The 20827-nt window shown below is 65.2% G+C and carries 17 protein-coding genes; 8 read left to right on the forward strand and 9 right to left on the reverse strand.

What is annotated here, in order from left to right; genetic code table 11:
• Window positions 1–105 precede the first annotated feature (105 nt).
• A complete protein-coding gene (locus DIE06_RS30465; protein WP_124664601.1) occupies window positions 106–1941 on the forward strand; it encodes a S10 family peptidase in 1836 nt (611 codons plus the stop codon).
• A gap of 187 nt (window positions 1942–2128) precedes the next feature.
• On the opposite strand, the gene DIE06_RS30470 is transcribed toward DIE06_RS30465, so the two are convergent.
• The 5 genes from DIE06_RS30470 to DIE06_RS30490 form a co-directional block, all read right to left on the reverse strand.
• Window positions 2129–2917 (reverse strand): sulfite exporter TauE/SafE family protein, encoded by a 789-nt coding sequence (locus DIE06_RS30470; protein WP_124664602.1) that lies wholly within the window; start codon window positions 2915–2917, stop codon window positions 2129–2131.
• A gap of 109 nt (window positions 2918–3026) precedes the next feature.
• Complete coding sequence (locus DIE06_RS30475) at window positions 3027–4382, reverse strand: MFS transporter (protein WP_124664652.1); 1356 nt, start codon at window positions 4380–4382, stop codon at window positions 3027–3029.
• Window positions 4383–4443: 61 nt separating this feature from the next.
• The gene (locus DIE06_RS30480) at window positions 4444–5484 is read right to left on the reverse strand and encodes an isocitrate/isopropylmalate family dehydrogenase (protein WP_124664603.1); all 1041 of its coding nucleotides are present in this window, start codon (window positions 5482–5484) and stop codon (window positions 4444–4446) included.
• Between the two features lie 111 nt (window positions 5485–5595).
• Window positions 5596–6702 (reverse strand): TauD/TfdA family dioxygenase, encoded by a 1107-nt coding sequence (locus DIE06_RS30485; RefSeq protein ID WP_260433817.1) that lies wholly within the window; start codon window positions 6700–6702, stop codon window positions 5596–5598.
• Window positions 6703–7174: 472 nt separating this feature from the next.
• Complete coding sequence (locus DIE06_RS30490; RefSeq protein WP_221624075.1) at window positions 7175–8095, reverse strand: LysR family transcriptional regulator; 921 nt, start codon at window positions 8093–8095, stop codon at window positions 7175–7177.
• Between the two features lie 141 nt (window positions 8096–8236).
• Here DIE06_RS30490 and DIE06_RS30495 point away from each other — a divergent pair, with 141 nt between their 5' ends.
• Together DIE06_RS30495 and DIE06_RS30500 are read left to right on the forward strand one after the other, a co-directional pair.
• Window positions 8237–9541 (forward strand): aconitase/3-isopropylmalate dehydratase large subunit family protein, encoded by a 1305-nt coding sequence (locus DIE06_RS30495; protein WP_124664604.1) that lies wholly within the window; start codon window positions 8237–8239, stop codon window positions 9539–9541.
• Between the two features lie 34 nt (window positions 9542–9575).
• The gene (locus DIE06_RS30500) at window positions 9576–10115 is read left to right on the forward strand and encodes a 3-isopropylmalate dehydratase (protein ID WP_260433818.1); all 540 of its coding nucleotides are present in this window, start codon (window positions 9576–9578) and stop codon (window positions 10113–10115) included.
• Between the two features lie 198 nt (window positions 10116–10313).
• Here the strand turns inward: DIE06_RS30500 and DIE06_RS30505 are convergent, their stop codons facing one another.
• A complete protein-coding gene (locus DIE06_RS30505) occupies window positions 10314–11702 on the reverse strand; it encodes a TolC family outer membrane protein (RefSeq protein ID WP_124664606.1) in 1389 nt (462 codons plus the stop codon).
• A 278-nt stretch (window positions 11703–11980) separates the two neighbouring features.
• Here DIE06_RS30505 and DIE06_RS30510 point away from each other — a divergent pair, with 278 nt between their 5' ends.
• The 5 genes from DIE06_RS30510 (at window position 11981) to DIE06_RS30530 (ending at window position 17824) form a co-directional block, all read left to right on the forward strand.
• Window positions 11981–12475, forward strand: a complete 495-nt coding sequence (locus tag DIE06_RS30510) for a YbhB/YbcL family Raf kinase inhibitor-like protein (protein ID WP_124664607.1) — start codon at window positions 11981–11983, stop codon at window positions 12473–12475.
• A 94-nt stretch (window positions 12476–12569) separates the two neighbouring features.
• Window positions 12570–13763, forward strand: a complete 1194-nt coding sequence (locus tag DIE06_RS30515) for an HlyD family secretion protein (protein ID WP_185733509.1) — start codon at window positions 12570–12572, stop codon at window positions 13761–13763.
• Between the two features lie 44 nt (window positions 13764–13807).
• Window positions 13808–14401: an L-threonylcarbamoyladenylate synthase gene (locus DIE06_RS30520; RefSeq protein WP_124664609.1), complete on the forward strand. Its 594-nt coding sequence runs from the start codon at window positions 13808–13810 to the stop codon at window positions 14399–14401.
• Window positions 14402–14416: 15 nt separating this feature from the next.
• Window positions 14417–15649 carry an MFS transporter gene (locus DIE06_RS30525; RefSeq protein ID WP_124664610.1) on the forward strand — a complete coding sequence of 411 codons (1233 nt, stop codon included), beginning with the start codon at window positions 14417–14419 and terminating at the stop codon, window positions 15647–15649.
• A 219-nt stretch (window positions 15650–15868) separates the two neighbouring features.
• The gene (locus tag DIE06_RS30530) at window positions 15869–17824 is read left to right on the forward strand and encodes an aconitase family protein (protein WP_124664611.1); all 1956 of its coding nucleotides are present in this window, start codon (window positions 15869–15871) and stop codon (window positions 17822–17824) included.
• An 82-nt stretch (window positions 17825–17906) separates the two neighbouring features.
• Here DIE06_RS30530 and DIE06_RS30535 read toward each other — a convergent pair whose 3' ends face one another.
• The 3 genes from DIE06_RS30535 to DIE06_RS30545 all read right to left on the reverse strand — a co-directional run bounded on the left by DIE06_RS30535 (window position 17907) and on the right by DIE06_RS30545 (window position 20592).
• The gene (locus tag DIE06_RS30535) at window positions 17907–18638 is read right to left on the reverse strand and encodes a DsbA family oxidoreductase (protein WP_124664612.1); all 732 of its coding nucleotides are present in this window, start codon (window positions 18636–18638) and stop codon (window positions 17907–17909) included.
• Window positions 18639–18838: 200 nt separating this feature from the next.
• Window positions 18839–19633, reverse strand: a complete 795-nt coding sequence (locus DIE06_RS30540; RefSeq protein WP_124664613.1) for a transcriptional regulator — start codon at window positions 19631–19633, stop codon at window positions 18839–18841.
• The gene (locus DIE06_RS30545) at window positions 19630–20592 is read right to left on the reverse strand and encodes an ornithine cyclodeaminase family protein (RefSeq protein ID WP_124664614.1); all 963 of its coding nucleotides are present in this window, start codon (window positions 20590–20592) and stop codon (window positions 19630–19632) included. The genes DIE06_RS30540 and DIE06_RS30545 overlap by 4 nt, the downstream gene beginning before the upstream one ends.
• Window positions 20593–20827: the final 235 nt, after the last annotated feature.

The following is a 20827-nucleotide window of genomic DNA, read 5'->3' on the forward strand; positions in this document are numbered from 1 at the left end:
TTGCTCAGCGTCACAACCGCTGCGCTGTCGGCGGCATGAACTCATCCGCAAGGAAAAGTGAATTGTTCAGGGCCGACTATTTATCGTTCTGTTCGAGAGGCAATAATGACGACACTGAAGTCCTTGAAAGACGGTTTCGCGCTATTTGGAACGACACTGAGCGTGCCGCTCGCCGCGGCCGCGGCCGCGGCGCTGCTCGTCACGGGGTGCGGCGGCGACGACGGGTCGGGCCCGAGCGCCGCCACCGCGGCAGCCGCGACGACGTCGAACGGCAGTACCTCGGCCAGCACCAATGCAACGGCCGCCGTCCCGGCCGACCAGCCGTACGTCGACAACGACGTGTACGGCACCGGGCCGAACGACGCGGTCACGGATGCGACCGAAGGGGCCGCGGTCGTGCACCGCCAGGTCACGATCGGCGGCAAGACCGTCCAGTACACCGCCACCACCGGGCACCTGACCACGATCGACCCGATCACGTCGGCGCCGAACGCGAAGATGTTCTACGTCGCGTATACGCAGGACAACCCGGACCCGTCGAAGCCGCGCCCGGTCACGTTCTTCTACAACGGCGGCCCTGGCTCGTCGTCGGTCTACCTGCTGCTCGGCTCGTTCGGGCCGAAACGCCTGCAGTCGTCGTTCCCGAACTTCACGCCGCCGGCCCCGTACAAGCTGCTCGACAACCCGGACAGCCTGCTCGACCGCACCGACCTGGTGTTCATCAATCCGGTCGGCACCGGCTACTCGGCGGCGATCGCCCCGGCGAAGAACAAGGACTTCTGGGGCACCGACCAGGACGCGCACTCGATCGACCGCTTCATCCAGCGCTACCTGACCAAGTACGCGCGCTGGAACTCGCCGAAATTCCTGTTCGGCGAGTCGTACGGCACCGCGCGCAGCGCGGTCGTGTCGTGGGTGCTGCATGAGGACGGCATCGACCTGAACGGGATCACGCTGCAGTCGTCGATCCTCGACTATGCGAATGCGCTGTCCGCGCCGGGCACCTTCCCGACACTCGCGGCCGATGCGTTCTACTGGAAGAAGACGACGCTCAACCCGACGCCGACCGATCTCGATGCGTACATGGTGCAGGCCCGCAACTACGCGGACAACACGCTCGCGCCGCTCGCGCAGAAGCCGAACCCGCAGGACGGCGGCTTCGTGAACGTGCGGCTGAACCTGAACCTGCAGACCGCGCAGCAGATGGGCGCGTACATCGGCACGGATCCGACGTCGCTGATCCAGACCTTCGGCAACCCGGCCGCGCTCGGCAACGTGCCGTCGTCGGACGACAACCCGCCGTACACGTTCTTCCTGACGCTCGTGCCGGGTACGCAGATCGGCCAGTACGACGGTCGCGCAAACTTCACGGGCAAGGGCATCGCGCCGTACATCCTGCCGAACTCGGGCAGCAACGATCCGTCGATCACGAACGTCGGCGGTGCGTACACGGTGCTGTGGAACAGCTACATCAACACCGACCTCAAGTACACGTCGACATCGTCGTTCGTGGACCTGAACGACCAGGTCTTCAACAACTGGGACTTCAGCCACACGGACCCGACCGGCGCGAACAAGGGCGGCGGCAATACGCTGTACACGGCCGGCGACCTGGCGGCGACGATGAGCGTGAACCCGGACCTGAAGGTGCTGTCGGCGAACGGCTACTTCGATGCGGTCACGCCGTTCCACCAGACGGAGCTGACGCTTGCGCAGATGCCGCTCGATCCGACGCTCAAGGCGCAGAACCTGACGATCAGGAACTACCCGTCGGGCCACATGATCTACCTGAACGACGCCTCGCGGACCGCGCTGAAGGGCGATCTCGGCAATTTCTACGACGGGATCCTCGCGAACCGTACCGCGCTGCAGCGCGTGCTGAAGCTGCAGGCGCGCACGCAGCAGTTGAAGCAGCAACAGTTGAAGCAGCAGGGGCAGTAAGCGTCGCGTTGCGGGCCCGCGCGGCCCGGCCTTGCGCCGGGCGGTGCGGGTTCGTGAGGCCCCGGATGGACGACAGCCCGTCGGCGCAGGCCGGTCGGGATGTTTTTTGCAGACGAATGGCTAGTGCGATGCGCCGGCCGTCGCAACGGATCCGGCGGCGATGGAGCGAGGCGGCTGGCCGTGCCGCCTATGCGAGCACGAGCCGCACGCCGACCGCGACGAGCGTCGCGGCGAGCAGGTTGCGGAGCAGCCGCTCGGGCGCGCGCGCCGACAGCAGGCTGCCGAGCACGATGCCGGGCAGGGAGCCGAGCAGCAGCGACAGCAGCATCGACCAGTCGACCGAGCCGAGCAGCCAGTGGCCCATCCCCGCGACGAGCGTGAGCGGCACCGCGTGCGCGATGTCGGAGCCGACGATGCGGGTGGTCGCGAGCATCGGGTACAGCAGCAGCAGCACGGTGACGCCGATCGCGCCGGCGCCGACCGACGTCATCGACACGAGCACGCCGAGCACGGCCCCCGTCAGCACGGTCGACCACAGCGTGCGCGCGGGGCTCGGCGCGAGCGGATTGCGCGCGGCGAGCGCGGTGAGCTGCGGCCGGAAGATCAGCGCGAGCGACGTGAGCAGCAGCGCGACGCCGAGCACCAGCTGGATCATCCGCGCGGTGCCGGGCGAGTTCATTCCGTGCGTGTGCAGCACCCACAGCGTGACGGCCGCGGCCGGGACGCTGCCGGCGGCGAGCCGGCCGGTGATGCGCCAGTCGATCGACCCCTTCAGCCCGTGGACGAGCGTGCCGGTGGCCTTGGTCGCGGCCGCGTACAGCAGGTCGGTGCCGACCGCCGTCGCGGGGTGGACGCCGAACAGCAGCACGAGGATCGGCGTCATCAGCGAACCGCCGCCGACGCCCGTCAGGCCGACGAGGATGCCGACGAACAGGCCGGACAGGGAGTACAGCAGATCGATATGGGGAAGCGACATCGGAAGCAGGCGGTTATGCGGCGTTCGGCGGCGCGCGGGTCAAAGTCCGCCATTGTAGCGGTTGCGCCGGGAGGGGGCCTGCCGCGCCGAAAATGGCTGCCGCACCGCGCTAGGATCGCTCGATCTCGGCGGGCTGCGTGACGGTGACGGTTGGCGCGGCCGCGGTGGCCGGACGCACGATGACGACCAATGCGCCTGCTGCCATGAGGCCCGACAGCAGATACAACGCCGGCATCGTCGTTCCGGACGCGTCGCGGACCCAGCCGATGAAATACGGGCTGACGAACCCGGCGATCTGGCCGAGTGAATTGACCAGCGCGATACCGGTGGGATCCGGCCGACCGGGCTGCGACGACGCGTATGGCCAGAACATCGCGATGCCGGTCAGCGTGCCGGCGGTTGCCAGGATCAGGCCGACGATCGCGAGGCCCGCCGTGCCTCCGGCACCGGCGGCCAGGCAAAGCCCGAGAAAGCCGATCAGCAGCGGCACGCCGAGGTGCAGGCGGCGCTCCTGAAGACGATCGGCGGACCAGCCGGCCACGATCATTGCGATGGCCGCCGCCAGATAAGGCAGCGCACTGATGATGCCGATCTGGCCCGGCTTCGAGAATCCCAGCGCATGAATGATCGTGGGCAACCAGAAATTCATCGCATAGGCGCCCATCTGGATACAGAAATACACGGCGCCGAGCATCAGCACGGTGCGGTTCGGCCGGGCGGCGCGTTTCGTTCCGGCGCACCGGACCGCGGCGGCGTGATGCGCATCGCGGTCGAGATCCGACCGGACGAGTTGCTTTTCGGTGTCGGTCAGCCAGCTGGCCTGCTCGACGCGATCGCTGAGTACGAACAGCAGGACGATGCCGAACAGGATGGTGGGGGTGCCTTGCAGCAGATAGAGCCACTGCCATGCCGACAGGCCGCCGCGCCCACCCGCGAAGCATTCCAGGATCCAGCCGGACAGCGGCCCGCCGATCGCGCCGGAGACGGGAATCGACACCATGAACAGAGACATGACGCGCCCGCGACGCCGGGCCGGAAACCACTGTTCGAGGTACGCGACGATACACGGGAAGAAGCCGGCTTCCGCCACACCCGTCAGGAATCGCAGCGCATAAAACGTCGGCGGCGTCTTCACCAGCAGCAGCGCGGTCGACAACGTGCCCCACGTGAGCATCAGCACGCACATCCAGCGGCGCGGCGACACGCGTCGCAATACCATGCTGCTCGGGATGCCGGCGCATACGTATCCGATGAAGAAAATGCCCGCGCCAAGGCCGAAGGCCGTATCGCTCATCTGCAGATCATCGAGCATTTGCAGCTTCGCGAAGCCGACGTTGATGCGGTCGATATAGTTGCAGATGTAGCAGACGAACAGAAGCGGGATGATGTGTAGCGTCGCGATCCGATACGCGCGATCGAGCGCGCGGGCCTGGTCGTTCGTCGATCCGGGGGCAACAGGTGGCATGGCTTTATCTCCGGGCAAGCGCCGCGGGGGCGTCAGTGATCGGCTGGCGCATCGATGCGTTTCAGCGATGCGTTTTTTGTAGGACTTCAAAACGTGTCGGAGGGCGCGCCACGCCGTCAGACACCGATCCATGTTCGGCATGGCGCAGCAACAACGACAGCGCATTCGTGGCTGCACACGCATCGAAGTCGACATGTGCGTCAGCCGGCAGGTTGTCCGGCGACGGAGCGGCCATCTCGTACACCGCGCGTATGCCGCATCCGACGCGCGCGCGCGTCATCAGGCCAGGCAAGCCTGCGAGCACGCTCGTGTGCGCGGCAAGCAGACGGGCGAGGCCGCCGCCGGCGAGCACCGTATCGAAGCCGTTCGGATCGAACACGAGGCGTTCGAGAGCCTGTTCGATCAGCAGATGCTCGAGCTGGATGTCCGGGTATTGCAACGCCACGTCGGCGACCACGTCGCGCCACATGGCCATTGCTTCGGCGCGATCCGCCTGGTCCACGGAAGTCAGCCTGCGCGAGCGTGTGCCGGCGAGCCGAAAGGCGCGATGCGCGATGCGGCGGATACCGGTTTCCGTATAACGCTGCGTGTACCAGCCCACGAGTTCGCGATCGTCGGCATGGACGCCGTGCATGCGCCGGTCCGTCGCGTCGTCCGGCAGGTCGCCGACGATCAAGCAGTCGGTCGAAGGCGCATGGGGCATTCGCAGTGGCGAGTATCGCCTCAGCGCGGACGGAATGACGACCGCATACAGCTCGACGTGGAGCGCCGCGGCCTTTGCGAATGCGGTTACCGCGTCGGCATGCCGCGGCCCCGGCGCGGTGAGCACGACGTCGGCCATTGCGCATGCGTCATGTGCACTGTCATGCGGTGCGTCTGCATCAAGGCACGCATAGTCGAGCGCGTACCCCTGCTCCTTGAGCCTGTCGAGAAATGCGATGGCGTGACGAACCGGCGCAGCGGCGCGATGCGTGCCTGGAACGATCAGGATGTTCATGGCGAGAGACCTGAATTGCGGGTGTCGTGCGCGGCGAACGGCGGGCCGCGCACGACTAAAGCCTCGGGGTGGCCGTGCGAGACGATGGAGAGGCGGGGTATGCATCACCGGCTAGGCGAAGGCGTGCCGCATCACGCGCGAGGTGCGCGCGTGATGACCTGCCCGTATTCGGCGGTACCAGGCCGCCTGCGGCCGAGATGGCGGCCGCGCCGGAAGTCAGGACGGCACCGCCGATTCCCGGACGAGGCCCGGCTGCTCCGCGAAGTAGTGGTCGTAGCGATGCATGCTGGCGTTGTCGCGGAAGCTATAGGTTTTCAGCAGCCAGCGCTTGCGTGCGTCCTCGTGATCATTGATCTCGATCAGCTCGCGATTATGGAGCGCGTCCTGGTTGGCAAACGAGAACAGATCGCCGGTGCGGATATGAACGCGTTCCTTGCTGGCCTTCACGATCGCGTTCTTCAACGACAGGAGCGCTTCGATCGCGCCGGTGGGTGCCCCGGGCGCATAGGTCGTTCGCGTATCGTAGTAGCGGAAGCTGTGGTCGTTCTCGAGGATCACGTGCGAATCCGATACGACCTGATTGAGATTCGAATCGCGCGAATACTCGTCGTACGGCGTGATGAAGTGCGGTTGCCGCAACAGCGCCTGATGGGTTTCGCTGATGTGCTCGAGCAATGCGCGACCGTCGAGGTAACCGGTGTAGATTCGATTGGCGTCACTGCAGCGCATGCCGAGCAGGCTGAGATAGTCGGCTCGCACGGGGTGGGCGGTGCGGTCGTTATGGAAGAACAGCTCGCCGTCGGTCTTCTGCGTCTGAGTCTGGCTGTACTTCTTGTGCGCGTAGACGTCGTGGAAGAAATCGCCGTTATTGCGCGTCTGGTAAGCGAGAAGCGGACTCCTGGTCAGTTGCGCGAAGAGCTCGAGGAGTGACTCGCCGACGAACGAGGTCTTTTTTTCGTATTTGTCCTGGACCGGATCGTTCTGGTCGAAGACCGGGATGGTGTCGTCGAGCGGGACGTTGCGCAGCAGGTGCGCGTAGCGCCTTTTCCCGCTGCGCTCCATGCGAATGGTTTCGCATACGTTCAGAAAGAACACGGGAACGTCGCCATTTGCGATCAATGCACCGATGCCGCGTTGGAAGCCCGAGTAATCCTGATAAGGGCTCGTGTCGATTTTCTGTAGGGCGGCGGATAGATTGCCTTTCTCCTGATCCGAAAATTTGAACGTCGATTTCATAACATCCTCTTCAAGGTAAGGGGATTGAACGCGAATTTCCAGCCCGACGGGCGGGAACGCCAGATCGCACTCGAAATGGCGATCCATTACGGGTGCAATTTTTGATTCAAGCCGTTCGGCCTGCCGATGAGGCGGGCCGACGCACGATCCGTTGATTTGCGCTTGGGGTGGTCGTGTGGGAGCGGTTTTCTGTAAAGAAAATGGCTCCGGTATTACTGAACGTGATCTGCTCGCTAATTGAGCGGAATATTTTATTTTTTGTGATTGTTCATGTTGGCTGGCCTCTCAGGTTCATTTGCGGAATATTATTTTTTAAGTGTTTCTTTCTGTTGCGCTACATGAATGCAGGTTATCACCGGAACATATTGGGCGTTACTTCAAACGGCATGAAATCCGAATTGTTTCCGACGGGAAACTCTTGCATCGGATGACGGAAACGACACCCGTTGCGCGCCTCTCTATCTGTTTATCCGGCCGGCTGCGTGCGTCGAGTCGCAACAAGGGCGACGCGGGGAAGGGGCGACGGGCAGCCGGACATGCCGGCACGGGTGGCCGGAGATCAGCGGCGCGGCGCGCCCGGATCCGTCGAAAAGAACTGCGTCAGTGCCTGTACGAACATCCTGACTCGCGGTGACAGGAAATTGTCTTCGCGATAAAGCACGTATGCGGTGCGTACCTCCGATGCCCACTCGGGCAGCAACTGCACGAGCGCGTTGTCGGCGATGGCCTCCCGCACGACGTAGCGCGGCAGGTAGGCGATGCCCACGCCCGCCATCGCGGCCTTCAGCAACGTGACACTGTTGTTCGAACGCAGGATGCAGCGCACGCGCGTCTCGAGCTGTCGCTTTCCCTGGCGCAACTGCAGTGCGGTCGTATGGGCCGGGCCGCGAAACAGCAGAAACGGATGACGCGCAAGATCGTCCGGCCCGGCGACGGGAGGATGGGCGTGGATGTAGTCCGGCGACGCGTATATGCCCCAGTGGATCTCGGTCAGCCGGTGCGTGTTGGTTCCAGGCTGTTCGGGGCTGTCGCGGCTGATCACGATGGCGACGTCGATGTTCTGTTCGGCGAGGTCCACCATCCTGTCGGTCAGTTCGAGATCGACCTGAACATGAATGTTGCTGGCGATGAATCGGCACAGTGTCGGCACGACTGCATTGTTGCCGAATGTCATCGGCGCGACGACTCGAAGGTTCCCGATCGGCTCCTCGTGATACTGCCGAACGAACGCGTCGGCGCCGCGCACCTCGGCCAGCAGGCGGGAGCAGTATTCGTAGTAGGTCCGTCCGACTTCGGTGACTTCGATGCGTCGCGTGGTTCGTTTCAACAGCGTGACGCCGAGCCGGGTTTCCAGGCGATTGATCTCCTTGCTGACCGCCGACTTCGACAGCCCGAGCAGTTTCGCCGCCTCCGTGTAGCTCAGCGTGTCGACGATCTTCGCGAAGATCGCCATCGAGGTAAGTTGATCCAGCTGATTCACTTCGTTTCTCCATGGAAACAATCGCTAGGAATACGAGCGATTTGTTCTTGGTTGTATATGGCCGTGCTACTTTTTTTCGCAAGCGACGCCGATGCGGCGACCGAGATCGCGTCGGCGCTTCAATGCCAGGAGAAGGTGAATATGAGTCGTGGACAAACATTGAGCCAGAAGGTGCTGGCGAAGGCGAGCGGTCGGGCGCACGTTGCGCCGGGCGAGGTCGTGTGGGCGAAGGTGGATATCCTGATGTCGCACGACCCGTGTTCGCCGGGCGTGATCAGCGTCTTCAGGAAGGAGTTCGGGGCCGACGCGCGCGTGTGGGATCCGGCGCGCTTCGTGATGATCCCGGATCACTTCATCTATACCGCCGACGTGCTCGCCAACCAGAATGTTCGCGTGATGCGCGAATTCGCGCGCGAGCAACAGATCAGGCATTTCTATGACGTCGGCACGCCAAAGTATCGCGGAGTGTGTCATATCGGTCTCGCGGAGGGCGGTCACAATCGTCCGGGCGAGGTGTTGCTCGGAACCGATTCACATACGGTGACGTCGGGCGCATTCGGCACGTTCGCGGTGGGTCTCGGCATCACCGATGCTGCGTTCGCGCTCGGTACCGGGGAAATCCCGCTGAAGGTGCCGGATACGATCCGCGTGAACTTTCACGGCGAATTGCCGCTGCACGTGCTCGCGAAAGACCTGATCCTCGCGGTGCTCGGCGAGCTGACGATCGACGGTGCGACCTATCAGGCGATCGAATTCGGCGGCGAGGTGATCGATGCGCTGTCGGTCGAGGAACGAATGACGCTCTGCAACATGGTGGTCGAGTGCGGCGCGAAGAACGGGATCATGGTGCCGAACCAGGCGACGCTCGACTATCTTGCCGCGCGTAACGATATCCCGTTCGACGTCGTCGAGCCCGATCCGGATGCGCGGTACGTGCGCGTGCTCGACATCGACGTCTCGAGGTTGCAGCCGCTCGTGGCAAAACCGCATTCGCCGGACAATGTCGACAGCATCGAAAACGTCGGGGACATCCGGATCCAGCAGGCGTATATCGGCTCGTGCACGGGCGGCAAGCTCGAGGATTTCGTCGCGGCCGCCAAGGTGCTCAAGGGCCGCAAGGTGACCGTTCCGACCTTTGCGGTTCCGGCGACGAAGGAAGTCTTCCATCACATCGTCACGACGCAGATCGGTGGCGCGTCGATCTATTCGATCCTCACGGAGTCCGGTGTCGTGTTGTCGTCCGAGCCGAGTTGCGCAGCCTGTTGCGGCGGTCCGGCCGATACGTTCGGCCGCGTCAACGAACCCGTTTCGGTCGTGTCGACCACCAACCGGAACTTCGTCGGCCGCATGGGAAGCAAGCGCGCGAACATCTACCTGGGTTCGCCTTATACGGTGGCCGCGGCTGCGGTGGCAGGGCGGCTCGTCAATCCCAATGCATTTCTGTGAGGCTTGTGAGATGACCCCAAAAATAATTCGAGGCATGGCTTACGTGCTGGGCGACAACATCGATACCGATCAGATCCTCACGGCCGAGTATCTGAAGATCAACCCGTCGAGCGCGGAGGGTTGCGCGCAGCTTGCGTCACTCGCAATGTGCGGGTTGCCGGAAGGCTCGCTCCCGTTCATCGATCCGGCCGTCGGCAAGTCGCGTTACAGCATCGTGGTCGCCGGGCAGAACTTCGGCTGCGGATCGTCGCGCGAACACGCGGTGGTTGCGCTCGGGGCGGCCGGCGTGCAGGCGGTGGTCGCGCAGTCGTATGCGCGAATCTTCTTCCGCAATTGCGTGTCGACCGGCCGGCTGTTGCCCGTCGCGTCGAAGGTGCGACTGTGCGATCGCATCAAGACCGGCGATATCGTCGAACTCCGGATCGACGAGCAACTCGTCCGGATCGGCGACGGCGACGCCACAGTACCGATCGAGCCGGTCGGCGAGCTTGCGAACATCGTCGATGCGGGTGGTCTGTTCGCGTATGCGCGCGCGGTCGGCAAGATTGCGGTACGCGCTGCCGAAGGCGCCTGACGCGCCTGAACCGATTCGCGGGGCCGGCAAGGTCCGGTATCGGGTGACCGCCGCCGACGCATGCGTGCTCGGCGGCAGTCGTCGTTTCGCGTGAGCTGACGGTGAATGCCGGCGTACACGGTCGTCATGCAAGAGCGGGCGGCCAGTGCGTGCGCAGTGCTCGCCGGCTTCGCGTTGCCCCGCGCGGCCGGTGCACGTTCAGTCAACGGTTGCGTGGGCCGGATGGGCGGTCAGCAGTGCGTTGACTTCGGCCAGTTCGGCATCTGTCAATTGGCCCGCGACCTGCGCGAGTTCGAGCCAGTGGATCACGTAGTCGTAGCGTGCACGACTGAACGCGGTGCGAGACCGGTATTGTTTGTCCTCGGCGATGAGGACGTCGGTGGCGGTGCGGTCGCCGACCTCGTACGCGGTCTTTGCCGACTCGACCGAGGTCCGGGTCGATGCAACCGCGGAGCTCAGTGCGTCGATCAGGTCCACACCTTTGCGCAGCGACAGGTATGTCTGCCGTGCGTCGAGCACGGCTTTCTCGCGCGCGTCGAGCAGCGCATCGCCGGCGCGGCGCTCGAGCGCGAGCGTTGCACGCTTGCGGCTCTGCACGTAACCGCCGGTGAAAAGCGGAATCGTGACCTGAACACCGACCACCGACGCATTGCCGGCGCCGCCCGCCACGCCGATACCGGTTGTGTTCGGCAAGGCCGACGCGTACATGTAGCGTGAACTGGCCTGGCTGCTGTGATTGAAGGTGGCGATCAGGTCGACCGTGGGGAGATCGGCGGCCTGGGCGCGGCGCGTGTCGCGCCTGGCCATCTCGCTGTCGATCTCGCTGTTGACGACATCGAGATTGCGCTGCCGTGCGAGCGCGATCCATCGATCCGGATCGGCGGCCGCAAGCGCCGTCACGGATACATCGTCGGACAACGCGGCCAACGGGCCGACCGGATGACCGACGAGCTTGTTCAGGCGCTCGCCGCGGATCGCGGTTTCGTTCAGGGCAGCGGAGCGTTCGGCTCGGGCGAGATGGAGCGCGGCCCGTGCCTGGTCGACGTCCACGATCGTCTGTATGCCCGCATCGAAGGCGGCCTGGGCGATCTTGAGTTGTTCGTCGAGTGCGCTTTCATGCGCGCGCGCGAACGCGAGTTGATCCTGCGCCTGCAGTACGTCGAAGTACGCCCGTGCCACGTCGATCATCAGCGTTTGCCGGGCCTTCTCGAACACGATTTCGCCACGTGCGTTCTCCAGCTTGCCGATTTCGTAAGCCTGCCAGTTGCCCCAGTGAAACACCGGCACGACGAGCGATACGCCATAGCCGTTCGTCGTATAGGCCTGTCGGGGCAGATCGGACACGCTCGCCCAGGTCGAACCGACACCGAGCGCCGCCTGCAGCCGCGGCAGCAGCGCGGCACGCGCCTGCGGCAACGCTTCCGCGCTCGCCGCACGCTGCGCGCGCGCGGCCGCGTAACCCGGATCGTTCGCCTCGGCGTCTTGCCAGGCCTTCATCAGGTCTGTTGCGGCGGCCGCTTGAGTCAGCGTGCCCAACCCGATCAGGGTGCAGGCGCGCAGGGCCGTCGAGAATCGTCGTCGGTTCATTCGATAAGGAATCCAGATCGTTGATATTTTCAGTCAGGTTGCCCGGCACTCTAACGCAGAAGGGGGTGGCCGAGACAATGGCACCGCGTTGACTTCATGGAGAAATTATCGTTTTCCTATGGAAACAATGATTGAGAAGCACAGCGAATTGTTTTTTGTGGATGGGGTGCATGCTATTGTCGCCGGGCATCAAGCAAGCAGTCCGCCGAGCCGTATCGGCCACGGGGCTGCAGGTGGCATTCCGAAGCAATGCACAACCGTTCGAACAGGATACGAAGATGACAACCTTCAGTCTGACCTCTCCGGAATTCACCGAGCAAGGCACGCTTGCCAAAGCCCATGAATACAACGACTTCGGCGGCAACGGCGACAACCGTTCACCGGCATTGAGCTGGCGCGCCGCGCCCGCCGGCACGCGGAGTTTCGCGGTGACGCTTTACGATCCGGATGCCCCGACGGGCAGCGGCTTCTGGCATTGGGTGGCGTTCGACATTCCGGAGGATGCCGACGGTTTGCCGGCCGACACCGGCGCGCAGGATGGTGCGATGCTGCCGGCAGGCGCGATCCACAGTGCGAACGACTACGGGGTCCACGGCTTCGGCGGTGCGTGTCCGCCGGCCGGAGACGCTCCGCATCGCTACGTGTTCACACTCCACGCATTGTCGGTCGACAAGCTCGGGATCGATGCGTCGACGCCGAATGCGGTCGCCCGATTCCTGATTCACGCAAACACGATCGACAGTGCGTCGATCACCGCTTACTACCAGCGCTGAACGCCCTGGCCTCGATCACACCGATTCAAACGACAGGGGAGGCGGCGGCATGCGTCGCGGTGCGTGGGTAGCGTTGAGTGGCGAGTCGGCCCGGGTGGCGCGCAAACGCGCGTTGCCGGTTGCCGTCGTGGCCGTCGCGCTGCTGGTGGTCGGCTGGTGGTTGTTGAAACGACCGTCCAGCAAACAGGCGTTCATCAATGCAACGGTCGTCGTCGTGCGTGCGCCGATCGCGGGAACGTTGTCGTTTCCGCCTGGTATCGAGGTGGGAAATCTCGCGCGGACGGCGATGCCGATCGCGCGAATCGCAGGCGATCTGTCGAATCCGCGCGTCTCCGAGCTTCGTGTGCTCGAACAGCGGCTGAAGGTTCAAAGCGGCGATCTCGCGCAGCGCGAGCGCAGTCTCGCGCTGCGGATCGCCGATCGGCAGCGGCAGCAAGACCGCTATCGCGACGAGAGTCGTCGTCAACAGGCGTTGCAGGCCCGTTACACCGGCGCGCAGATCGCGCAGGCGCGTGCGGAGCTCGCCCGCCTCGACGCGATGTCGACGCTGTCGGAGGCCGACATGCGGCGCGCGAATGCGCTGTTCGAGAAGGGCTATCTGAGCCGTGCCGGGTATGAGCGCAGCATCGCGAATGCGCGCATGAGCGGCGCGCAGGTGCACGCGCAGCGCGCGCAGATCAACCAGAGCGAGGCGGCCCATGCCGCGGCGCGCGCCGGCCTGCAACTCGACGGGCCTCGCGCGCTGAGCGAGCCGGAGCAGCGCAACCGGCAACTGGCGCTCGAACTCGTCGACCTGCGCCAGCAATTGCAGGACACGAAGATGCTCGGTGCGTCCACGAACGACGAATTGACCCGCGTCGCCGCCGAATTCGAGCGCCAGCGAATGGCGACGCTTGCAGCGGATCGCCCGAGCGTCGTCTGGTCGCTCGATGCGCAGAGTGGCGAAGCGCTGACGGCCGGGGCTCCGATCATGCAACTGATCGACTGCAACGATGTGTGGGTCGATGCGTTCTTCGACGAGTCGGACGTGCGCGACCTGGAGGTCGGCGCGCCGGTCAAGGTGTCGTTGTCGCATGATTCGCGGCACTGGTCGGGCGTGATCGAGACGATTCGATCGGGTTCGGGCCGCGTGACGGTGGGCCAGTACGTCGCCGCGCCGCCGCCCGAAATTGCGCGTCGGCAATTGCCGGTCAAGGTGGTGACGGTACGCGTGCGGGTCGATTGGAAACGGGAACTGCAGCCGAGCCAGTATTGCCTCGCCGGCCGCAGCGTCGATGTAAGCATCTGACAGGCCGTCGCGCGCCGACGGCTTCAACAAACGGAGTTCGATACATGTTACCCAACGCTCATGCGGCTCGGATATTGAAGCGTGGCGGCATCCTGATGGTGCCGACCGACACGAACTATGCGTTCGCCGCCGATCCGTGGAACGAAAGCGCGTGTGCCCGCCTTTACGAGATCAAGAAGCGCGACGTCAAGAAACCGTTGACGTTGTTCGTGTCGCGTCCGCAGGAGGTCTGGGCGTATGCCGAGCTTGCCGGCAGTCCGGCCGATACCGTGCGCGAGCTGATGGCGCGCCACTGGCCCGGTCCGCTGAATTTCGTGTTGCCGAAATCGGCGGGTGCGCCGGCTCATCGCTATCTGAAGGAGGATTCGATCTCGGTGGTGTGCAACCGGAATCCGGTGCTGAACGAGTTGATCGAGCTGTTCGGCAAGCCGCTGGCGATGACCTCCGCGAATCTGTCCGGCATCGAGCACGATTGCCTGATCGATTACGAACTCGCGTCGAGAACCTTTCCCGACGCGGTCGACTTCATCGTGCCGCCAGCGGCCGGCAAACCGACGACGACGAAGTCGAGCACCATCGTGTCCGTGCTCGACGGCACGCTGAAGGTGCTTCGTCACGGAGACATCGTGATCGCGTAGCGATCGCGCGCGACGATGAGCGATCCGCTTCCGACTCCGTCACCCGGCATGCGCGATATCCGGTTGTTCGTGGCGTATCGCGTCGTTTCGCGCTTGTACTTCCATTTGCCGGTCCTGTTCCTGCATCTGTACCTCGTTGATCTGGGCTTGTATCGCGTGATCGCGCTGCTGGCGATCTACGGGCTGGTGACCACGGTCACATCGGGGCTCGGCGGCAGGCTGCTCGGCGTGATGTCGGAGAAGAAGGTGGTGGCGACCGGCGAGATGATGAAGGCATGCGGGATCATGTTGCTGCTGGGCGGCACGCGCCTGGCGGATGTCGACATGAACCTGCTGGTGCTGGCGCAGATCGTCGGCGGCACCGGATTCAGCGTCGCGTTGTCGACGGATTCGAGCTTGCTGCGCACCCTCGCGGGGGCCGCGGGCGATGCGGCGCTATTCATGCGTGCGCAGACGCGCTCGCAAAGCCAGATGTTCATTGCGACGCTGGTTGCCGGATCGACCGGAAGCATCCTGTTCGACTACCAGCCGTTCTGGCCGTTCTATGCGTCCCTTGCCGCAAGCGTCGTGTCGACGCTGCTGGTGCTGATGATTCGCGAGCCGCAGGTCGCGTCGCGCCCTGCGGCAGCGCCTCGGCCGGGCGCGCTGGTGTTCGGTTCGAGTCAGCGGTTCTGGATGGGATTCTATTCGCTGTCGCGTGCGTTCACGCTGGCGCCGTTCGTGGGTTTCCTGCCGTTCTACTTCATCATGGTGGACGTCGATCCGCTGCTTTTCGGCGCGGTGCTGGGGCTGTTCACGCTATCGGCGTTCGCGACGTCCGTGGCCGTCAACGGATTCACGCGGCGCTTCGGCGTGACGGCGCTGATGGCCGCGACGCTGGCCTGCATGTTCAGCGCGATGCTCGTGCTCGGCTGCAGCGAGATGCTTGCCGGGCACGGCATCGATTACTTCGTGTCGGGGCTCGTCGGCATCAGCCTGCTCGGCCTCGGATCGGGCGGCGTGCGCCCGGCGACGATGGCCAATCTCGATGTGTCGGCGCTCGATCCGCTCGAACGCGTCGCCTTGTTCGCGCGAATGGAGCGCAACTTCGGGATCGCCAACGGCCTCCTGCTGGCGATCGGTGCGTATCTGCTGGCCGACGCCGGTTTTCAGGCGCTGATGCTGTGGCTGAGCGCGCTGTACCTGCTGGCACTCGGCGCGCTGTTCCATATGAACCGCACGGTCGATGCCGGCGCGGCAATGCGATGAATATGGCGCATCGCTGGCGGCGATGGCAACGCTCGTGCGGCGGGCGCCCGCGTCGATGTGGGCGGCTATTCACACGAGGATGCCGGCGCCGATGCCCGACGCGATGCCGATCCGCTCGCGCGTGAATGGCGGCACGGCCGGCCGAACGATCGCATGCCGCGATCAGGTAACCGGCGGCCGACGGCGCCACCGATGATCCATTGAAAGCAAGGAGCAGTCATGAAAGAGGCATTTGGCCTGACCGGCAAGGTGTTGTACCTGGCCCGCGATCCGGCGCTGATCGACGCGCAGCTCGCCGGACGCGTGCTGACGCGGCAGGAGGCCGGCGCGTTGCGCGACGACGTGTCGACCGACGAGATCACCCCGGTTACGGTGATGCTGACCTACGACGAGCGGCTCGGCGAGTTTCCGTACGTCGGCTTCAAGGCAGGTGAGCGCATGCCGATCGGCAACCATGCGGTGCGAAACGGCGGGTTCGAGGTGACCGTGGCGGGAAAACGCTACGGCAAGGGATCGTCGCGCGAATCGGCGCCCCTCGCGGAGTTGTCGGCCGGCATCCGGCTGATCGTCGCGGAGAGCTTCGAGCGCATCTATCAGCAAAACTGCGACAACATCGGCATTCTCACCACGACCGATTTTTCGGTACTGGATCGGCTGCTCGCCGGGGAGTCGATCTCGATCGACGTGTTCCTGCAGGGCCGCGATGCGCTCACGCAGCAGATCATCCGCAGCGGCGGGCTGCTTGCCTACAGCAAGACCGTCGACTGGCCTGACGCGCGAGCGCGCGATGTGTGTGACGACGCGAGCGCGCAGCATGGCGCGCGCACACTCGTCGAGAAGATCATCGCGCGCCACCTGCATCCGGCGATGCGCGGCGCGGCGCGTGGCGACGGCGTGTTCGTCGCGGCAGACTGGCGTTTCAGCCATGACTACTTCACTGGCATGTGCGCCCATCTGATGCACCGGGCATTCGGCAAGCCGGCCCCATTGCATGATCCGGGCCGGATCATCGCGTTTCACGATCATCTCGCGCTTGCGCGCCAGAGCATTCCTCACGTGCGTGACGGCCTGCTGCCGGGAATCGCGAATCTGGTCGACGGGCACGGCGAGTTTGCGCGGGACTACCCGGTGCGCGCGCACGGCGCCTTGCCGGACCTGCCCGGTTCGGAGGGCATTTGCCATTCGATGATGGCCGAGCAATACGCATTGCCGGGGCAGATCGTCGTGGGCACCGATTCGCATACGCCGCACTCCGGCTCGCTCGGTTGCCTTGCATTCGGCGCCGGAGCAACCGACATCGCGAACAGCTGGACTACCGGCTACGTGCGCTGCAAGATCCCCGAGACACTGCGAATCGAAGTCGACGGCATGTTGCGTCCCGGCGTGACGGCGAAGGATCTCGTGTTGTACCTGCTGCAGATGGAGGCGATCCGCTCGGGCGGGGCGATTGGTCTGGTGTTCGAGTACGGCGGCCGCGCCGTACGGGCACTGCCGATCGACGAGCGCGCGACGTTGACCAATATGGTCGCGGAGCTCGGTGGATTCACGGGTATCGTCGAACCCGATGCCCGGACGGTCGCGTTCCTGAAAGAACACCGCGGCCTGGATTTCGCGCTCGAGCCCTGGATGAGAAGTGATCCGGATGCGTGCTATCGCGACGTGATACATATCGATGCGAGCGAGATCGAGCCGATGCTCGCCCGCCCGGGCGATCCCGGCAACGGTGTTGCCGCGAGCGCGCTGAATCGCGACGTAGCCGTGAGCGTCGCGTACGGTGGCTCATGCACGGCCGGCAAACGAACCGATTTCGACTTCTATCACGAAGTGCTGAGATGGGGTATCGAACGCGGCATGAACGTGGCACCCGATACGCGGTTGTACCTGCAGTTCGGCACCATGGACGTGCGCGAGTATTGCATCGAGCGTGGCTATATGTCGACGTTCGAACAGGCGGGTGTCACGCTCGTGATGCCGGGGTGCGGTGCCTGTGCCAACTGCGGCCCCGGTCAATCGGCGACCCGGGAGGACGTGACGATCAGCGCCATCAACCGCAACTTTCCCGGTCGTTCCGGTCCGGGCGACGTCTGGTTGGCCAGTCCGTATACCGTTGCGGCCAGTGCACTGGCCGGTCGCATCGCGACGTTCGGCGAACTGCGCGAGCGCCATCCGGGCTGATCCGTCCATCGGCCTGCGGTGAGACGGGGGCCGAATGGGCGCGGGGCGGCACGCCTGGCTGCTGTCCGGCGGGGGCGGTCCGTCAGGCGGTCGGCGGGAGTGCGCAACCGTCGGGGCCGCAGGCAGCCGCGTCGCTGCTGACGGCTTCGGGCGCGCCATCGCGCCAGGCCTGCTCGAGCGCCTGCGCGAACACGTCGGCCGGTTGTGCGCCCGACACCGCGTAGCGGCCGCCGAACACGAACAGCGGCACGCCGCGTCCGCCGATCTGCGCGGCGCGCGCGATGTCGGCCTCGACTTCGTCACGGTAGGCGTCGCTGCGCAGCACGGCTTCGACGGCCGAGCGCTCGAGCCCCGCTTCGACCGCGAAGTCGATCAGCGCCGCGTGGTCGAACAGCGAACCGTGCTCGCAGAAATATGCGCGGTACAGCCGCTCGGTCAGTGCGTGCGCGCGGCCGGTCGCTTCCGCGAGCTTCACGAGCCGATGACCGTCGAGCGTGTCGCCGACGAACGTGCCGGGCAGGTCGTAGCCGAGCCCGACGCTCGCGGCCGCATCGGTCACCTGACGCAGCATCTGGTCGACCTGCGCGGGCGACATCCGGTACTTGCCCGCGAGCATCGCCTCGACCGGTTCGACCGGCTGGCCCGGCATCAACCGATACGCGCGCAGCGCGACGTCGACGTGCTCGGCGTGTGCGAACGCGGCGAGCGCCTCGTCGAAGCGGCGCTTGCCGATCCAGCACCACGGGCAGATCAGGTCGGACCAGATTTCGACGATCAGGGTCGGGCGGGCAGTCGGGGCAGGGGTGGTCGTCATCGGCGGTCCGGGGCGGCAAATAAATGTAACCGGGACTATATCATTTTTTGCTTTGACGCTTCGTCGTGCCCTTGCCCGGGCGGAACGGGCCGGCCCCGACGTATCACGAGGCGTGGACACGGATGGTGAGTACCGGAGCGATTGCCGGTGGCGATGCCGACGGCAGCAGGTTTGGCGCCCCAGCCCGCGGCGCTTGCCGCTTACGCGTCGCCCTGCGTTTCCTTCAGATGCTTCAGGTGCTTGTAGACGGTCGCGCGCCCCATCCCGAGCACGTTCGCGACGTAGTTCGCGGCGCTCTTGCCGCGGAACGCGCCTTCCGCGTACAGCGCCTCGACGAGTTCGCGCCGGTGCTCGCGCGTGAGGCCGTTCAAGCCGACCTGCCGGTCGCGCAGCCAGCCGTGCAGGAACGTGTTGATGCGTTCCTGCCAGTCGTCGCGGAACAGTTCATCGGGTTGCGCGACGATGCCCGCACCCTTGATGAACACGTCGAGCGTCGCGCGCACATCGTCGAACACCGCGATATTGAAGTTGATGCACATCATTCCGGCCGGGTGGCCTTCGTCGTCGAACAGCACGTTGCTCACGCAACGCATCCGCCGGCCGTCCCAGTTCAGCTTCTCGTACGGGCCGATCACGCGCTCGCGCGCCGAATGATCGATTTCCTCGAGCGCCGAGTCGTCGCCGACCTCGCGCTTCGACAGGTTGTTCGCGAGATACAGCACGGTCTGGTCGTGCAGGTCGTGGATCACGACTTCCGCATACGGGAAGAACAGCGCCGCGATGCCATCGGCGATCGGTGCGTAGCGGGTGAGCAGCAGGTCTTTGACGGGGGATTGCTTCTTGCGCATCGGAATCGCCATCTCGGGTGAGCGGAGGCCGGACGGTGCGTCGGCGCGGCGCGCCGGCGTGCCGTCGACCGGCTCGTCCGTGCGCCCGCGCGCCGCCGCCGCGGCGGTTGCGCCATTGTATCGGTCCCGCGAGCGCGTGCTGCTCATGCGCGCGTCAGATGCGTGTACAGCGCGTGTGCGATCGCGATGTCCTCGAGCCCGAGGCCGATCGAGCGGAAGAACGCGTGACGCGTGCGCGACGGCGCCGCGCAGGTGCCGGCGACGAGCGCGGGCAGGTCGCCGACGATCCGCTCGGGCGTCCAGCCGTGCCCGTCCGCCGCGATCTGCATTTCGCCCGCGCTCGCGGGCGTCGTGTCGCGGTAGTCGCAGTACACGTCCATGTCGGGCAACCATGCGGGCGGGATCTCGTGTGCGCGCGCGACGTTGGTGCTGATCGACGTGACGAGAGCGGGGCGCGTTAGCATGCCGTCGGCGAGCACCGGCGTGCCCGACGACGTGCACAGCATCACGACGTCCGCGTCGCGCACGCACGCCTCGATGCTGGCGGCCGGGCGCGCGCGCGGATCGATCCGCGCGAGCGTCGCTTGCAGCGATGGGTCGCCGGCCAGCGCGGGCGAATGGACGCTGATCGATGCCCAGTCGCGCAGTGCCGCCGTGTGGCGCAGATGCGCGAGGCCGACCGCGCCCGTGCCGATCACGGCGAGCCGGCGCGCGTCGCGCGGCGCGAGGCAGTCGACCGCGAGCGCCGTCGTGCCGGCCGTTCGCTCGACCGTCAGCTGCCCCGCGTCGCACCACATCAGCGGCTGGCCGGTGCGCATCGACATCAGCGCGGTCCATGCGGTGACGATGGGTTTGCCGCCCGTCACGACGTACGGCGACAGCTTCGCGCCGAACACCTGATCGTCGGCGAGCGCGCCGAGATATGTGATGAAATCGCCGGCCTGCTCGGGGAACAGCGTGAGGGTTTGCGGCGGCTGCACCGCGCGGGCCGACGCGAGCGACCCGAACATGCGGCGCAGCGTGCCGAGCACGTCGAGCGACGGCAGCGCCGCGCGCACCGCGGCGTCGTCGACGGTCAGCGGCAGGGTCGGGGTGGGTTGCGTCATGGGACTTCTCCGGTCTGGGCCGGACAGGACAGTCTCGAAAGAGGGCGTCCGGCGGCGTCTGTGATGGACTAAAAGTCTAATATAGACAAAAGAAGTCTGGTGAATTTTTCTTTTCAGGACCGGATTGCATTGCGCGTCGTGGGAAAAACATAGATAAATCAATGATGTTTCAGGTTGGCGACGGCTGTTCGATGGACTACGTGCGCGCCGGGATTATCGTATCCCCTATAGTCTA

The sequence above is a fragment of the Burkholderia sp. Bp8998 genome (genome assembly GCF_003854235.1).
GTDB lineage: Bacteria > Pseudomonadota > Gammaproteobacteria > Burkholderiales > Burkholderiaceae > Burkholderia.